Annotated in this window: 17 protein-coding genes and 1 pseudogene; 6 read left to right on the top strand and 12 right to left on the bottom strand. The window is 62.4% G+C overall.

Features of this window, described 5'->3' with window-relative positions; translation table 11 throughout:
* From B7X49_RS14315 to B7X49_RS14305, 3 genes and pseudogenes are all read left to right on the top strand, one after another.
* A pseudogene (locus B7X49_RS14315) lies at positions 1-318 on the top strand (hypothetical protein); the annotation flags it as partial.
* A gap of 192 nt (positions 319-510) precedes the next feature.
* A complete protein-coding gene (locus B7X49_RS14310; RefSeq protein ID WP_286839889.1) occupies positions 511-1,134 on the top strand; it encodes a glycosyltransferase family 2 protein in 624 nt (207 codons plus the stop codon).
* Positions 1,131-1,817, top strand: a complete 687-nt coding sequence (locus tag B7X49_RS14305) for a TVP38/TMEM64 family protein (RefSeq protein ID WP_286703691.1) — start codon at positions 1,131-1,133, stop codon at positions 1,815-1,817. The genes B7X49_RS14310 and B7X49_RS14305 overlap by 4 nt, the downstream gene beginning before the upstream one ends.
* Positions 1,818-1,980: 163 nt before the next feature.
* On the opposite strand, the gene B7X49_RS14300 is transcribed toward B7X49_RS14305, so the two are convergent.
* From B7X49_RS14300 to B7X49_RS14250, 11 genes are all read right to left on the bottom strand, one after another.
* Positions 1,981-2,331: a hypothetical protein gene (locus B7X49_RS14300; protein WP_286703692.1), complete on the bottom strand. Its 351-nt coding sequence runs from the start codon at positions 2,329-2,331 to the stop codon at positions 1,981-1,983.
* Positions 2,328-2,906 (bottom strand): chemotaxis protein CheD, encoded by a 579-nt coding sequence (locus tag B7X49_RS14295; RefSeq protein ID WP_286703693.1) that lies wholly within the window; start codon positions 2,904-2,906, stop codon positions 2,328-2,330. The genes B7X49_RS14300 and B7X49_RS14295 overlap by 4 nt, the downstream gene beginning before the upstream one ends.
* Positions 2,903-3,298 (bottom strand): response regulator, encoded by a 396-nt coding sequence (locus tag B7X49_RS14290; protein ID WP_286703694.1) that lies wholly within the window; start codon positions 3,296-3,298, stop codon positions 2,903-2,905. The genes B7X49_RS14295 and B7X49_RS14290 overlap by 4 nt, the downstream gene beginning before the upstream one ends.
* Positions 3,298-4,335, bottom strand: a complete 1,038-nt coding sequence (locus B7X49_RS14285; RefSeq protein WP_286703695.1) for a chemotaxis response regulator protein-glutamate methylesterase — start codon at positions 4,333-4,335, stop codon at positions 3,298-3,300. Before B7X49_RS14285 ends, B7X49_RS14290 begins: the two co-directional genes overlap by 1 nt.
* Positions 4,332-5,225, bottom strand: a complete 894-nt coding sequence (locus B7X49_RS14280; protein ID WP_286703696.1) for a protein-glutamate O-methyltransferase — start codon at positions 5,223-5,225, stop codon at positions 4,332-4,334. Before B7X49_RS14280 ends, B7X49_RS14285 begins: the two co-directional genes overlap by 4 nt.
* Positions 5,222-5,686, bottom strand: coding sequence for a chemotaxis protein CheW (locus tag B7X49_RS14275; protein WP_286703697.1), 465 nt, complete (start codon positions 5,684-5,686; stop codon positions 5,222-5,224). The genes B7X49_RS14280 and B7X49_RS14275 overlap by 4 nt, the downstream gene beginning before the upstream one ends.
* A gap of 3 nt (positions 5,687-5,689) precedes the next feature.
* Positions 5,690-7,981 (bottom strand): chemotaxis protein CheA, encoded by a 2,292-nt coding sequence (locus B7X49_RS14270; protein WP_286703698.1) that lies wholly within the window; start codon positions 7,979-7,981, stop codon positions 5,690-5,692.
* A 15-nt stretch (positions 7,982-7,996) separates the two neighbouring features.
* Positions 7,997-8,362, bottom strand: coding sequence for a response regulator (locus tag B7X49_RS14265; RefSeq protein WP_029313131.1), 366 nt, complete (start codon positions 8,360-8,362; stop codon positions 7,997-7,999).
* Positions 8,359-8,676: an STAS domain-containing protein gene (locus B7X49_RS14260; protein ID WP_286703699.1), complete on the bottom strand. Its 318-nt coding sequence runs from the start codon at positions 8,674-8,676 to the stop codon at positions 8,359-8,361. Before B7X49_RS14260 ends, B7X49_RS14265 begins: the two co-directional genes overlap by 4 nt.
* Positions 8,677-8,681: 5 nt before the next feature.
* A complete protein-coding gene (locus B7X49_RS14255) occupies positions 8,682-9,392 on the bottom strand; it encodes a methyl-accepting chemotaxis protein (protein ID WP_286703700.1) in 711 nt (236 codons plus the stop codon).
* Positions 9,393-9,692: 300 nt separating this feature from the next.
* On the bottom strand, positions 9,693-10,124 hold the full coding sequence (locus tag B7X49_RS14250) for a hypothetical protein (protein WP_286703701.1): 432 nt from the start codon (positions 10,122-10,124) through the stop codon (positions 9,693-9,695).
* Between B7X49_RS14250 and B7X49_RS14245 the strand changes: the two genes are divergently transcribed.
* The 3 genes from B7X49_RS14245 to B7X49_RS14235 all read left to right on the top strand — a co-directional run bounded on the left by B7X49_RS14245 (position 10,123) and on the right by B7X49_RS14235 (position 15,166).
* Positions 10,123-11,937 carry a methyl-accepting chemotaxis protein gene (locus B7X49_RS14245; protein ID WP_286703702.1) on the top strand — a complete coding sequence of 605 codons (1,815 nt, stop codon included), beginning with the start codon at positions 10,123-10,125 and terminating at the stop codon, positions 11,935-11,937. The two genes, B7X49_RS14250 and B7X49_RS14245, sit on opposite strands and share 2 nt — an antisense overlap.
* A gap of 98 nt (positions 11,938-12,035) precedes the next feature.
* On the top strand, positions 12,036-13,445 hold the full coding sequence (locus B7X49_RS14240) for a GGDEF domain-containing protein (protein WP_286839881.1): 1,410 nt from the start codon (positions 12,036-12,038) through the stop codon (positions 13,443-13,445).
* Entirely contained in the window at positions 13,358-15,166 is a 1,809-nt protein-coding gene (locus tag B7X49_RS14235; RefSeq protein ID WP_286839878.1) for an EAL domain-containing protein, read from the top strand. Before B7X49_RS14240 ends, B7X49_RS14235 begins: the two co-directional genes overlap by 88 nt.
* Positions 15,167-15,174: 8 nt before the next feature.
* Here B7X49_RS14235 and B7X49_RS14230 read toward each other — a convergent pair whose 3' ends face one another.
* Entirely contained in the window at positions 15,175-15,666 is a 492-nt protein-coding gene (locus B7X49_RS14230) for an Lrp/AsnC family transcriptional regulator (protein WP_029313136.1), read from the bottom strand.
* Between the last annotated feature and the right edge of the window lie 61 nt (positions 15,667-15,727).

Genomic DNA, 15,727 nt, shown 5'->3' with positions numbered 1-15,727 from the left:
GCCCGCCGCAAACGCCTCACCCTGCCGTGCCGCGAAGCCTGGCTCTACCGCCTGATCCCCGAAACCGGCTTCACCCGCTTCACCCTGCAACACATCCTCTCCGACCCCGAATTCGCAGGCTTCCTGCAAGCCAACCCCCGCCTCATCCGCATCCTGACCCCGCTCTACAACGCCATGGGCATCGACCTGCCCACCGAACCGCCCTTCGGCCCCGCCCCACCGCCCGACTCCCGCCGCCACATCCTCTTCGGCACGCCAGACCCCACCCAATCCGAATCCCCCACCCCAGATCAAGATTTCAAAATTCAACCCGCGTGACCAACGTACTTCCGCACGCCCATATCGTTACGATATCGTAACAAACTGACGCTGACGAAACCGCAACGAGCCCCCGACCCGAGCCGCCCGCTTGCTTTTCCCAAGCGGTCCAGCGAAGTAGATTTCGCGCAATTGCCGCGACATCGATCAAACACTGGGGACGGATACCATCATGACAGGCAAGGCACCGTAATGCTGGCGGGGCAACGGATCGCCGTCGTGCTGCCCGCCTACAACGCGGCGCGCACACTCGAACGCACCGTCAGCGAGATCGACCGCGAAATCGTCGATGACCTGATCCTGACCGACGACGCCAGCACCGACACCACGCCCATCCTCGCAAAATCGCTCGGTCTCTACACCATCATCCACGACCGCAACCGCGGCTACGGCGCCAACCAGAAAACCTGCTACACCGCAGCGCTCGGCCGCGGTGCCGATATCGTCGTCATGCTCCACCCCGACTACCAATACTCCCCCCGCCTGATCCCGGCGATGGCCTCGATGATCGTATCAGGCCATTACGATGCGGTGCTAGCCTCGCGCATCATGGGTGTCGGCGCCTTGGCCGGCGGCATGCCGCTGTGGAAATTCCTCGCCAACCGCGCCCTCACTTTGGCCGAGAACCTGCTCCTCGCCCAACATTTCTCCGAGTACCACACCGGCTTTCCGACCCGCTATTTCAAGGAAGCCTCCTCGATCAATTTCCAACGCTCGGTCACCTACGGCTTCGGCGTGCTCGATACCGCGCTGCGCTTCCGGCTCGATAGCGCGGGCATCCGGCCCTGGCCGCTGCTGGGCAAACCCGAACCGTGAAGGCACGGCTGATCACAATCGCCGCCGGATTCGCCATCCTCGCCGCCGCTCTGGCACTCAGCCTGGCCGGCGGCACCACTTGGGCGGCCCGCATCCTCGGTTGGCTCGACCGATTGCGCGCCCTCGGCGCGCTCGGCTGGGTCATCTTCGTTCTGCTGCAAACCCTCGTCGCCCTGATCGGCTTTCTACCCGCCTCGCTGCTCGGCCTCGCGGCCGGCGCGGTCTATGGCGTGGCCCTCGGGTTCGGACTTTCCGGCATCGGCGTGCTGCTCGGCGCCGGCGCAGCCTTCTCACTCGCCCGCTCCGCCCTGCGCCCAGCCATCGTCCGGCTCGTCGCCCGGCGCGACGGCTTGCGCCGCTTCGATGCCGCAATCATGCGCGATGGCTGGCGGCTGGTCCTGCTCATGCGGGTCTCGCCGGTGATGCCCTTTTCGATCACTTCCTTCGCGCTCGGATTATCCGGCATCGGCTGGCGCGACTACGCCCTCGGTACGCTGGCCTCGCTGCCGGCCCTCGCGCTCTATGTCACGCTCGGCGCGCTCGGCGTCCAGGGCATCACCGCGCTCCGAACCGGACCCGCCTGGGTCCATCTCGCACTGATCGGTGCCGGGCTGGCGGCAACCCTCGTACTGACGCTGCGCATCGGCCAGTTGGTCGCACGCGCCGTGCGGATTCCGGGTTGAACATGATCTGATGAGGCACAAAAGGAAGGAATTCTTTTTTGTAAAAAAGACGCAAAAAACTTCTTTTCATTTGGGGCGTTACCGGTTCCACTGTCATAGACCAAAATGAAAAATTTACTCTCGCTCTTCTATTTCAATCACAGACCTCACACCCAAACCCGCATCAAAATGCCTCGAATTCGCCAGCCTCATGCGTCGATAACTGCTCCGGCGCGCCACGCAACCGGCACGACAGATCAGCCAGCGTAACCACGCTCGCCGCCGGCTCCGGATCGACCGACCATGCCTGCGGCACAGAGGGGCGCAACGCCCGCATGAAGTCGCTCAGCCCATAAAGCCTTTGTGTGATCAGATCGATAATCTGCGCCTCCTGATGGCACGCGAAATCATCGGCTGCCCGCAGCATTGCCGGACCCAGAACCGCCTGGAATTGTTCAGCCAGACGTCCGAGTTCGACAAGTTCCGCCTCAACGGTAATCAGCAGATCACCAAACAACACCTGTGAATTGCTCAAAACAGCTCCACCTCACCGGCCGTGCTCAGCGATGGCGGCGGGGCTCGGTTGGCCTCCGCCCGGGAGACCGCACCATTGCTGCTGTTCAGCAACGTTTGTCGCGCCCGCCCGGATACCGGCCAGAACTGAATCCGCCGCCCCTGATTCCCGCGCAGACTACCGCCGACGACGGCGATTCCCTCCGCCTGTAAAAACCGCTCCGCGAATGCCGCATTCAACTGCCCAACATCCGTCAAACCGGCCATCATGCAAGACCCGCCGAACAGCTTCGCCTGCAAACGGCGCCGCTGCGCGCCATGCCGCAGGAGCCCGTTGATCAGAAGCTCCATCGAATACGCACCATAGCGCATCGCATCATTGCCCCGAGTCGGCTGTCCCGGATCGTTTCGATCCCCCGGCAACAGAAAATGGTTCATACCGCCGATCCCGGCGTCCCGATCCCACATGCAGGCCGCAATGCACGATCCCAGAATCGTCGTCAGCACCACGCCAGGGTCATTCGAAACCTGCTGCTCGCCTTGCACGATGTTGATCTTTCGTTCGACAACAAAATCCTGATCCGTCGATGAATTCATTTCAACGCACCGATCACCGCCTCGATCTTTTCGCGCAGCGATTCAGGCGTGAACGGCTTGACCAGATAATTATTGACCCCGTGTTCAACCGCGCTCAGCACCATCTGCTTGTCGGCGCGCCCGGTCAGCATGATGAAGGCGGTCTTGCTGATCGGCCCATGAGCGCGCACCGCCCGCAACAGACTCAAACCGTTCAGATTAGGCATGTTGTAATCGGAAATGATCAAATGAATCGGCGTCTTGTGAGTCAGAATGACCTTCAGCGCCTCCTCGCCATCAGCCGCTTCAAGAATTTCGGCAACCCCCCATTGCTCCAGCGCCATTCTGGCCAGGCTGCGGATCGTCTGCTGATCATCGACAACCAGAATTGTCAGGGTGTTCGCAAGAGGCATCACACTCTCTCCCTATGATGAAGGTTGGCACTGCGTAGAATGTGATCGGCGATTTTACCAAGCGACAATTGCCGCGAGACGGCGCCGATTTCGAACGCCACTTTCGGCATGCCGTAGACAATACAGCTGGCCTCGTCCTGCCCGATCGTCTCCGCCCCGGCCTGACGCATCTCCAGCAACCCCTGTGCCCCGTCCCGCCCCATGCCGGTCAAAATAACACCGAGCGATCTGGCACCGATCACCCGCGCCACCGAGCCGAACAACACATCCGCCGAAGGCCGATGCCCGCTGACCCGCTCGCCGTCATGCAACCGGCAGCGCGGCTTGCTCGAATTCGCGATCTCCAGATGCGCGCTGCCCGGTGCCAGATAGATATGTCCGGGCAACACCAACATGCCGTCCTCCGCTTCCGCGACCTCGGGCGCACACAAACGGTTGAGCCGGTCTGCAAAACTCTTGGTGAACGTTGCCGGCATATGCTGCGTGATCAGCACCGGCGGACAATTCGCCGGAAACTGTGACAGCACAGCGATCAACGCCTCCACACCGCCAGTCGACGACCCGATCGCCACGACCCGGCCATCCGGCGCGAACCGTCCGTTGCGGTCGGGCGTGACGGGCGGGGCAGGTGCGAAGCTGCGAGGCTGCACGCGCGATTTTGCGGCCGCCCTCACCTTCTCGGCCAGCTGGTTGAAATCGTGATAGTCGCCATTGGTTGGCTTCGCGACACAGTCGAACGCACCACACTCGAGCGCCCGCAAGGTCACAGAGGCACCGGCCTGGGTCAGGCTCGAAACCATGATAACCGGGGTTGGCCGCAGCCGCATGATCTTTTCAAGAAACTCGAGGCCGTTCATATTCGGCATCTCGACGTCCAATGTAATCACATCGGGATTCAACTGCTTGATCGCTGTCCGCGCCTCCAACGGATCAGCGGCATGGCCAACCACTTCGATATGCGGATCCCGCCTGAGCACCGCGGAAATCAGCTCCCGCATCGTGGCAGAATCATCAACCACCAGAACCTTGACGCTCATCGGCGCGCCTCCTTGCCGGCCAGCGGCCGATACGTGGTAATGCCATCGCTGCGCAACAGCCGCTCGGCCGGCCCGCTCACACGCTCGGAGTGCCCGATGTAGAGCGCACCCGCAGGATCGAGCAGCGGCACCATGCGCGACCAGATCATCGCCTGGGTCGGATCATCGAAATAGATCGCCACATTGCGACAGAAAATCGCATGAAACCGCCCCTGCATCGGCCAGTCACCGATCAGGTTCAGCCGGCGAAACTCCACCAGTGCACGCGCCTGCTCCGCGATCTGCACCATGCTTCGATCGCCGTCGGCCGGTGAAAACCAACGCTGCCGCAGATCAGCCGGCACCGGCTCGATCGCAGTTTTGTCGTATAGCCCGGCCTTGCCCGTCGCGATCATGTTGGGATCGATGTCGGTTGCCAGAATCCGGATATCGCGCTGCGCCGCATCCGGCAGCAACGACAGAACGGTCAACGCCATCGAGTATGGCTCCTGACCGCTGGAACACGCGGACGACCACAGCCGCACCCGGCCACCCTTGCGCGCGCTCGCAATCAACGGCGGCAGGATCTGCGTGCGCAAATGCTCGAAATGATGCGGCTCACGATAGAACCGCGTCACATTCGTCGTCAGCGCGGCCAGCATTTCCTGCCGCTCCTCGCTCCCCTGGGCACTGCTGACCAGTTCGCAATATTGCGAGAAATTTTTCAGCCCCAATGCGCGCAACCGCTTGGCAAGCCGCGAATAGACCAGAGTCGCCTTGTGATCAGGCATCGCGATACCGGCATCCGCATAAATCATCGCCGAAATCTGACGAAAATCCTCCGCGGTCAGACGATATTCGCCCCCCTCGATCAGGCTGCCCCCATTGGCTGGGATGACTGCAGTGCTCATGCTGCCTGCCGCTCGTCGGTCGGCAGGATATGATCCAGCGAAATGAGGCTGATCATCCTCCCATCCACCGGCAGCAGGCCGCGCACAAAGGCCTTGACCAGATCAGATGCGACATCCGGAGTCGGTTGTATCGCGTTCTCGTTCAGAGTGAGGATGTCCGACACCGCATCGACCAGCAACCCAACCTGCTGGTTATGGATCTGGGCCACGATGATCACATGCCGCGCGGTCGGCGCCGATCCCGGCAGGCCAAGTCGGACCGCGAAATCCACGATCGGCAGCACCGCGCCGCGCAGATTGATGACACCGCAAATATAACGCGGCGCCTGGGGCAGCGCGGTCGCCGCCGTCCATCCGCGGATCTCTCGAACCGCCATAATGTTGACGCAGAACTCCTGCTGACCAACGCGGAATGCAATCAATTCGCGGCCCTCGGCCCCGTTCGTGAGCGATTCATTCATGGCTTAACTCGCTTGTAAAAGAAATGGTTCGGCCCGCAGCGCGTCACCACGGAGAATTTCGGTCCTCGTCACCGAGACGATCGCATCGACATCGAGAATAAGAGCAACGCGCCCGTCGCCCATCACCGTAGCGGCGGCGATACCGGGCACCGCTCGGTAATTCGCCTCAAGACTCTTGATCACAACCTGGCGCTGGCCCTGGATCGCATCGACAATGAGCACCGCACGGATGCCGCCCTCACCTTCGACCAGCAAAGCCACGCTCTTGTCCGCCTCAAGCGGCGCGTCACGATATCCGAGCGCCATGCTGACATCGACCAGTGGAATATAGCGCCCGCGCATCGCCACAACTCGGACATCCGTGCCGAGCGTGTGAACATTGGCAGCCTGCGGCTGCAAGGTTTCGATGATCGCGCTGAGCGGAACAATCAGCGTATGGCCGGCCACGCTGACGACCATGCCATCCAGCACAGCGAGCGTCAGCGGCAGGCTGAGCGTGAAAGTCGAACCCGCACCCGGCCGCGACGCGATGGAGATCCGCCCGCCGAGCGACTGAACCGAGCGCCGCACCACATCCATGCCGACCCCGCGGCCGGAGATGTCCGAAACCGTGCTCGCGGTAGAAAAACCTGGCAGGAAGATCAGGTTGTCGGTCTCTTCATCACTCAACTGCGCTTCCGGCGCGATCAATCCCTTCTCGACCGCCTTCGCCTTGACCCGTTCGCGATTAATCCCGGCACCATCATCGGCAACCTCGATCACGATCCGCCCGGAACGATGCAGCGCCGTCAGCTTGACCACCCCCTCCTCCGGCTTGCCGGCCGCAAGCCGTGCATCGGTCGGCTCCAGCCCATGGTCGATCGCGTTACGGATCATATGGGTCAACGGATCGGCGATCCGCTCGATGACCGTTTTGTCGACCTCCGTGCCCTCGCCATCGGTCAGCAACCGGACCTGCTTGCCGGTCATCGCCGCCACCTCGCGTACCAGACGGGGCATGCGCTGGAAGACCGAGCGCACCGGCTGCGCGCGGATCGCCATCACGCTGTCCTGGATCTCCCGGGTCAGATGCTCAAGCTCGTCGAGCGCAGCCGCCACCCCCGAGGCGCGAGCCAGCCCGGCTTCCATGACGCGCTGGGTCAGCATCGCCTCATTGATGACCAATTCGCCCACGAGGTCGATCAGGCGATCCACCCGGTCAAGATCCACCCGGATCGTCGCACCGACCGCAGATCCGGCATCACTTTTCGCCGACGTTCCGTCCATCGCCGGCGCCGCATCCTGACGGGACCGGCCCGTGGGCGGCGACGGGTGTTGCGCGCCGCCAGCGCCTGCGGCCTGCGGTTGGTCATGCTCGGACGGCGACACGCTCTGTTGCGCTTTGCGAATCATCGCGAGCACATCCGCATCGGACGGTATCCCGCTACTAGTCGTCTCGCTAGCTGCCATGACGGGAGCGGGCGCGTGGATCGTCTCCACGTTGCCAGCGCCGTCTTCGTCGACGCCTAGTTGCGGCAGGCTCGCCTCATCGGCCTGATCCGACGCACGGCTGATCACAAGCTCGCAATCGTCCTCGACGAACTCGAATGCGCTGCGGATGGCCTGTTCATCGCAGTCGGCCTGTATCATGATCGTCCATGTCAGATACGCGCCTTCGGGATCGAGTTCGGCAAAGTCGGGGAGCGATGACGTGTCGACCGTCACGCTGACCGGCCCGAGGGCGCTGACTTCACGCAGCAACAATGCCGCCTCATTCGCATTGGCATACAGATCGGCGAGCGGCCGAAACTTTATGATCCAGCCGGCAGGTGGCGCCGCCTCCGCTTCGACCGCGACCGGCAACGGCAGAAACGTCAGATCGCCAAGCCCGTCATCCTCGTCGTCCCCGGCATCGCCATCGTCCGTCGTACCCCCGCTGGTCAGTGCCTTCAGCGCCGCGGCCAGCGATGTCGTCTGCGCCTCATCAGGCGTGGCGCCGTCGCGCGCGCAGCGGACCAAATCCGCCAGGGCGTCGGACGCGCGGAGCAACAGCCGCACCGCGTTTGCCGAGGCATCCAGCTTGCCCGCGCGCACCTGATCGAGCGCCGTCTCGAACACATGAGCGAAGCGAACCAAATCTTCCAGCCCAAACGCGCCAGCCCCCCCCTTGACCGAATGAACGGCCCGGAACACGGCATTGACCGTCTCCTGATCGGTCTCGCCGCTCTCCATCCGCATCAGTCCGCGCTCAAGCTCGGACAGCTGCTCCTCACACTCCTGGAAAAAGGTATCACGGATCGCCGCCATCGGGTCCATTGCGTACTATCCTCCTTACGCGGCTACACGTCGGATGACGTCGACCAGCTTGACCGGATCGAACGGCTTGACGATCCATCCCGTCGCACCCGCCGCCTTCGCACGGCTCTTCTTTTCGGCATCGACCTCGGTGGTCAGCACCAGAACCGGCGTCGACCGCCAGGTGACGTCGCGCCGCACCGCTTCGATAAAGCCGAAGCCGTCCATCCGCGGCATGTTGATGTCAGTGACGATGACGTCGGGCGTTTCATCACGGAGCACTTCCAGCCCATGGACGCCATCCTCCGCCTGCACAACTCTGAAACCGGCCTCCACCAGAGACAAGCGCAGCATGTCGCGCATGGTCCGTGAGTCGTCCACCGTCAATATTGTCTTGATCACACGCCTGTTTCCCTTCGATAATCGAACGCGGCGGGCTCGATGCCCATCAATTCCAGCGTGGCGATCACGCCGGGCGAAAACCCCTCAACCAGAAACTCGTGCTGATCGGCGGCCCAGCTTGCGCGGGCGGCAAGCAACACCTGCAGGCATTGCCCACCAAGTCGTTCAACCCCACTGGCATCGATGACAAGATCATGCCCGCGCTGGCCGTGCAGAACCGCATAGAGCGGCGCTGCCGCCTTGATATCGAGGAGTGGCTCAAGCCTGAGCTTAACAGGCTCGGCACCCTTGGCTGGATGAGATCGCTTTTTCATGCTGCTCAGACTTCCTCCCAACTATGGGCATGCCCGGCGATCGCGAGCTTGCGCGCCGCGACCGTTGCCGTCGTCTTCAATTGTGCGATCGCAGGGCGGAACGCTCTTGCGGGGCTCTCCATCGGCGCCATTCGCGCGACGGGCTTGCACGGTGCTTGGCGCGAGGGTTGCTTGGCAATCCCGCTGATCTGGAATTGGGCGATCAGCGATGCAACTTCCTCCGTCTCCTGTGCCGCGGCGGTGGTCTGCGTGACGACCTCGTCGATCTCGACAATCTGGATAACCCGTCGCTGCAACGCCTTGCCCGTCTGTCCGACCAGATCGACGCCGCTGCCGATCTGTTTCGAGACGATTGAAATCAGCGCCATGATATCCTTGGCCGCATCCGCCGACCGTTGCGTGAGCACCGTGACCTCAGATACGAGCACCGTAAATGCACGTCCCGCATCGCCGGCCCGCGCGGTCGCGACCGCCGCATTCAACGTCGGGTTGGTTGCGATCGTTTTTATGGCGTCCTGAAGTCGACCGAGCGCACCCTTGAAGTCGCCGCGGAGCCTTTCGCAGTCGGGGGCGAGGGCTTGGGTGAGTCGATCGATGAGCACTTCCGAGGAGAGGCGATCAAGCTCCTCCGCCAGTGAATGAACGATGTGCTCAACATCCTTGGCGGCGGCATCGCGCTCCGCTTCGGCGCGCGCCCGTTGCTCTTCAAGCTCCATCCGCGAAGTCACCTCCGCCTCGGATCTGTTGCCGGCGATCAACCCAGTCCGAAAACTGTTCATTGCCTTGGGCGTCCGCCCGATGCAGTCACCATTCTGGCTGAAGCAGACCAGTAAACCGAGATCAACAGCGCAGCCGCACAGACCATAATGGGACTATGACCCAGCGCAGGATCAGATGACGCGCGCCCTACGACAGCAAGACAGATGAGTAGCAATGCGCTTGCCATCGAGACTATCAGGGTAAGCTTCAAACAAATCGGAGCTGTCTCGCGAAACCATGTTAGCATGTACGCCTCGTTACGTGTCTTGCCGGTTACGAACGAAGCCGAAATCATCTGTATGCTCGCGCATGAAGGTTCCGACCGCCGCTCGTATTGTCACGATAGCGAACAAAGATGACTCAATCGTTAACGGCGCGATATGAAGCATCGCCGGTACGATGATCTCCATGCTGGGCGCAAGATCGAACCGACGGTGCCACACGCAGCGCTCCGGCTGCGGCCGTTCGGGTCGAAAATACCCGCCATGGTCGTTGCAACGGATTTGGACCGCCTCAGAACATGTAAAAGACGAATTTGCGGCAGTTATCCGGCTGTTAAGATTGGTGCCGTAAAATGTGCTGGCGTTGACCTTGTCGGTATTGAACGGGGAAGCCTCTTTTGAACAGAATTCGTACAATGCACATGTACCGTGCATGTCCATGCTCTCGTCCGGCGGTGCAACGGCCATGAATATGTTTCTGATTGCCACATCCGCGATTGTCGCCCTGAGCCTGGGTGCTTTGATCGCGCAGGCATGGATCCGACATCAGTTGACGCCCGTGTGCAAACACATTGCAACGATGGTCGAGCGAGCCGCGGAACATGAGCGCACCATGCTGGCGCAGAACGCACTCGGTCAGAACATCGACATGCTGCGCAGCGCGACCCAGGCCTATGGCGAAGCGCGGCTGGACGGTGACGATCTCTGGTTCGGCGACCAGCGAATCAATGGCGATTTTCAACTCGTCGATCAAGTGAAAGCAAAATTTGGTGGAGCCGCAACGATTTTTGCGCGTGACCGGCGGGTATCCACCAACGTCTTAAGCGCGGCCGGCGCGCGCGCGATGGGTACCAGGCTGGCACCGGGGCCGGTGCACGACCGTGTGCTCGGGCAGGGACTCAGCTACCGCGGCGTTACAGAAATTCTAGGACAAACCTACATCTCTGTCTACGAACCGATCTTGCGGGACAATCAGGTGATCGGCGTCTTATTTGTCGGCGTGCCATCCGCATCGATCACAGGCTCCTCGACCAAGTCCGCCCCGACGAAGCCTTGCTTCAAGGCGATTATGGCAAATGTCGAAAATCTTGGGGTGATCGGGGCCGGACAATTGGCCGCCGCCGAGATCGCCGTCGCCAAGCGTCAGGAAGCGGATGACATCACCCGGCGATTGGCGGCCGAGCAGCAGACCGTCGCGCGAAGCCAGACCCTCGCCATCACCGCGATTGCGGCTGGTCTGGAGCAGCTCGAAGCCGGCAACCTGACCTATCGGATCGATAGTGTTTTGCCCGGCAGCTATGAAAAACTCGGGCGTGACTTCAACGGCGCCATCACAAAATTGCAGACGACCATGGCGGCAATTGCCACGAGCAGCGCCGGGGTGCGGTCCGGAGCTTCCGAGATCACACATGCGTCCGACGATATGGCTCGGCGAACCGAGCAACAGGCAGCGACGCTTGAAGAGACTGCCGCCGCAATGGAGCAGATCACCGCGACGGTCCGGACCACGGCGCTGCGTAGCAGCGACGCAAGGGACCTAGCGGCGTCGGCTGGTCAAGACGCAAAACATTCCAGTGACGTCGTACTCGAAACCGTGAACGCGATGAGCGCGATTGAGGGATCATCGCGCCAGATCGATAAGATTGTCGGCCTGATCGATGAAATTGCCTTCCAGACGAATTTGCTGGCCCTGAACGCCGGGATCGAGGCCGCACGCGCGGGTGATGCCGGGCGCGGATTCGTCGTCGTCGCGACGGAAGTGCGCGCCCTGGCACAACGCTCGGCCAAGGCGGCAAAGGAGATTCAAGGGCTGATCACCGCATCCGGGCAACAAGTCGCGGTTGGTGTGCGCCTCGTGGGCGAAACCGGGCAGGCGCTCGGCCGGATCGCGGATCAGGTTACACGACTCAACGTGCTCATCACCGACATCGCCGCATCAGCCAGCGAGCAGTCCACCGGGCTGCATGAAGTCAATACGGCCGTCAGTCAGATGGATCAGGTCACGCAGCAAAACGCGGCCATGGTCGAACAGGCGACCGCCGCGAGCCATGGTCTCGCCAACGAAGCCACCGAACTCGCAAGACTCGTGGAACAATTCATCATAGACAACGGCACGCCGCCGCCCGTCATCCAGCACCCGGTCGAACGGCGCAACCTTGCCACGCGGCCGTTTGCCACCGCGCCCGTCAAGCAGCGCGCGAAACCCGCACCGGTGGTGGCAAAAGGTAAACCGAAACTGGTTGCCATCAGTTCGAGCGACCCGGCGTGGCAGGAATTCTGAAATATGCCACGCGTGGTGGTCGGCTTACAATGAGGTCAGGTCTGGTCGGCCCCCGGCTCGCCCGATCACTTCTGCTCTGGTTTGCGCCTGGTTTCGTCTTGCTGGGTGGCCTGAGCTTCGAAGCCTTCGAGTTGAATGCTGCGCAACACACGATTGCACGTCGCGCGCGGACCAATGCCACTGAATACGCCGGCAGTATCGCGCGCCACCTGTTCGCTCAATTCGCGGAGCTTGAATTCATCGGCGTAAGCCTGCTCGCCCCCCGTCCCGATGGAACGGTGCGGCCGACCGCCCGGTCCGTTGTGGCGCTGCGCCGATTCATGGCACTGCACCCAAGCCTGTATGCCTTCAATATCCAGTCTGCCGACGGCAACACGATCGTGTGGTCGACCCAGCAACAGACCGCCAAGCCGATCACCAGCGCCGCCGGGTTCACCCCCCTGCCCGGCCATCCGGATTACCTGCTTGGCCGTCCGCGCTATGCCGCTCGGGTTGGCACCTATGCGATCACCATGCGGTTTCGCGCCGTCGGCGCGACCGGCGCCACACGGTACTTCGTCGGGACGCCCTACCGGCTCGAACAATTACTGGCCTATCCGAACGTATTTGCGCATCCCTGGACCCTCACCACGGTGGATGCGCGCAACCAGCGCCCGATCGGTCAATGGCGCGGCGGGCTGCTGTTCTTTCCCCCGCATCGACCCGGCGTAGGGAACCCCCTGAAAGCGGCGGGTAACCGAAAAAACGAGATCAGCGTACCGGGCTTACCGTTGAAAGTGCTCATTTCCTGGCCGATCACCTGTGCGCCCCGGCTTTGGGCTACGGATGGCTGGGTGCGCTGGATCATGGAAATGCTGGTTCTGATCGGGATCGTTGTCCTGACGCGCCAGATCGAACAGAGCCAGCGCGCCCGTGATGAGGCCGCCGCTGCCATCGAGCAGGCACGCCGGCATGATCGCCTGACCGGCGCGCTGTCGCGCATCGGCTTCGAGGAGCGGATCATCAGCCTCGCGGACCGGCTCGCACCAGGGGCCCAGCTCTCCATCTTCGTGATCGACATCTGCTGTTTCACCGCCTTGAACCGGCGATTGGGCGTCGTCGCCGGCGACCGGATCTTGGTCGCACTGGCGGCACGCCTGAGGGCGCTCCCCGGCGCGCTACTCGTGGCACGGGTCGGCGCGGATTCCTTTGCATTCGCCCGAATCGATCCGGGTCGCACTGTCGTCCATGCCCATATCGAGACAACGCTGGGTATCACGGAAGAACGGTTCCGCCCGTCCGAAGGGATTGCGGAACATCTGACCTTGTCCCTCGGCTGTGCCTGTTCAGACAGGCCCCATGCCAGTCGGCGATCAGACGGCGGGCTCTCGAACCGTACGGCGATCAGGCCGGGCTGTTGCTGGGTTGGGCGCACCGATTTTTGGCGAGTCGGTTCGATGAACTCGGTACCGGCCTGCTCGATCACGTGCAGGCCGACCCACGCAACGAAGCGGTCACCTCGGCGATGACGCCGCTGGTGGTGGCACGGCTTGGCAAGCTCCTACCGCGCTATATCGAAATGCTGCTCGATCCTGCGCTGACGCGCACGCAGCATGCCGAACGGGCCCTTCAACTCGGCCGGCTGCATGCCGCACTCGGCGTGCCCGCCAACGGGGTGACCGCGACGATGAGTTGGCTCTATCAGGCCCTAGCGGTGATGAGCCAGCAGATCCCGGGCCGCCTGAGCCAGCGTCAAATGTATCTCGACATTGTCCTGCAGCGAATCGAAGTCGACCTCGAATCGCAGCAGGAGGCCGCCGAATTGCTGCGCCAGGACATCTACGGCAGGCTGCGCGATCTCGCCTTGAGCCTGCACCCGCTGCGCCGGCGGATCGACATTCTCGATGCGGTCGTTGCCGCCATCACCGATTGGCCGTTCATCGCGTTCGGGGCCGTCTACGGGAAGGCCCCCGACGGCGCCTTTACCGTCGAAGCCGAAAGCGATGCTCATCGTGCCTGGTTCGAAAAGCATCCCGACCAGAAAATTCATGGTAAACGCCTGACGCCGGACAGCCTGCACCCGGTGGCCGAGGCATGGGTCTCCGGTGAGCCCGTTGATATCCCGCTGATCGACGGCCAGACCGATCAGGGACCGGCTTGGGCCGTCACCCTGGGCAACGCCGGGATCCGCAGCATGGTTGCCCTGCCGGTGCTCGACGCAACGGGGCGCATCCTGAGCATGATCAAACTCTACGGCCGCCTGCCCAACCTGTTCCGCACCACGCATATGCGCGAGACGGGCGAAGCTCTCAGCCTGCTGGTCAGTCGTGCGATCGAACGCACGCACGACTCAGACACAGCGATGATCTCGGCGGATGACCGAAAAACCTGGCGCGAGCGGCTGTTCAACGGCGGCTTGCGCATGTTCATGCAGCCGATCGTCGATCTTGCCAGCGGCGCCTGCACCAAGTTCGAAGCGCTCGCACGCATCGAACTCGCCGATGGCCGGATCATCAGCCCCGGCCAGTTCCTGCGCGCGCTCAACGAGCAGGAACTCGACCATTTGTTCGTCGAAAGCCTGAACCACTCGCTCGACGCGATGCTGGAGTTTCAAAGCAAGGGCTTTAAATTCGACATCTCGGTCAATCTGCCACCATCAACCTTGCGCAAACCCGCCTGTATCGATTGGATCCGCACGGCCCTGGCCGCACACCGGATCGACGGTGCGCGACTCACACTGGAGTTGCTCGAAGATCAGGGCTTCGGCGGCGACGACGAACTCGGTGCCCGCGATGCGGCACGATTGCTCGAACTGGGCGTACACCTCGCGCTCGACGATCTGGGCGCCGGTTACGGCAGCCTCATCCGCCTGCGCAACCTGCCGTTCGACATTCTCAAGATCGACCAGAGCCTGGTCCGGGGCATTTCAGCGAGCGATCGACGCACAATGCCGCTGGTCGAGGCGCTGGTCCAAATGGGGCGCAAGCTCGGCATCAAGGTTACGATCGAAGGTCTCGAAACGCAGGAATTGATCGATCTCGCCCGCAGCATGGGCGCCCATCACGGTCAGGGTTATGGCATTGCGCCGCCCATGCCGCAGAGCGCGGTGCTGCCGTGGCTGGTCCGCTTCGCATCGCGGCCGGCACCGCCATGGTCGCAAGCATCCGGTTCCGCCCGATCGCCCCAAACGGAGCAGCATGACAACGCCGATGACCGGGTCACTGCGCTTGCTGGCTTGCGTAGCGTGTAAAAGCGCGCTCAAATCGGCGGCGGGCTTGATTTCATCCGCTCCATCGCAAACCGCGACGATACATTGCGCAGCGGAATCGCCGCGATGAGGCGGCGATAGAACGCGTCATAGGCCGGAATATCGGCCACCATGATGTGCAGCAGGTAATCGACATCGCCGCTCATCCGCCAGGCGCCGACGATCTCCGGCATGGTGGTGACGAGTTCGGCAAAGCGCGCGATCCAGGCTTCCGAATGGTCGGCCGTTTCGATCGAGGCGAACACCGAAACCGGATAGCCGAGCCGTTCGGGTGACAGCATCGCAACCCGGCCGGTGATCACCCCAGCCTCCTCCATCCGCTTGATGCGCTTCCAGCACGGCGTCGCCGACAGGCCGACCAGGCTCGCGATGGTGGCGAGTTGCATGGTGCAGTCGCGCGCGATCAACCGCAAAATCGCGCGATCGATCTTGTCGAGCGCCGGCAGGGCGCTGGGCGGCAGCGATTCAGGCAGCGCTGGCATAGCGTGGAATCTCCCGTCAGGATGAGTGACTTCTCTGTGCGACCGCCAGGACAGAAAATCA

Source organism: Acidiphilium sp. 34-64-41 (genome assembly GCF_002282635.1).
Taxonomy (GTDB): domain Bacteria; phylum Pseudomonadota; class Alphaproteobacteria; order Acetobacterales; family Acetobacteraceae; genus Acidiphilium; species Acidiphilium rubrum.
Note: the sequence above shows the minus strand (reverse complement) of the source record. Positions and strands in the feature narration are given on the sequence as shown.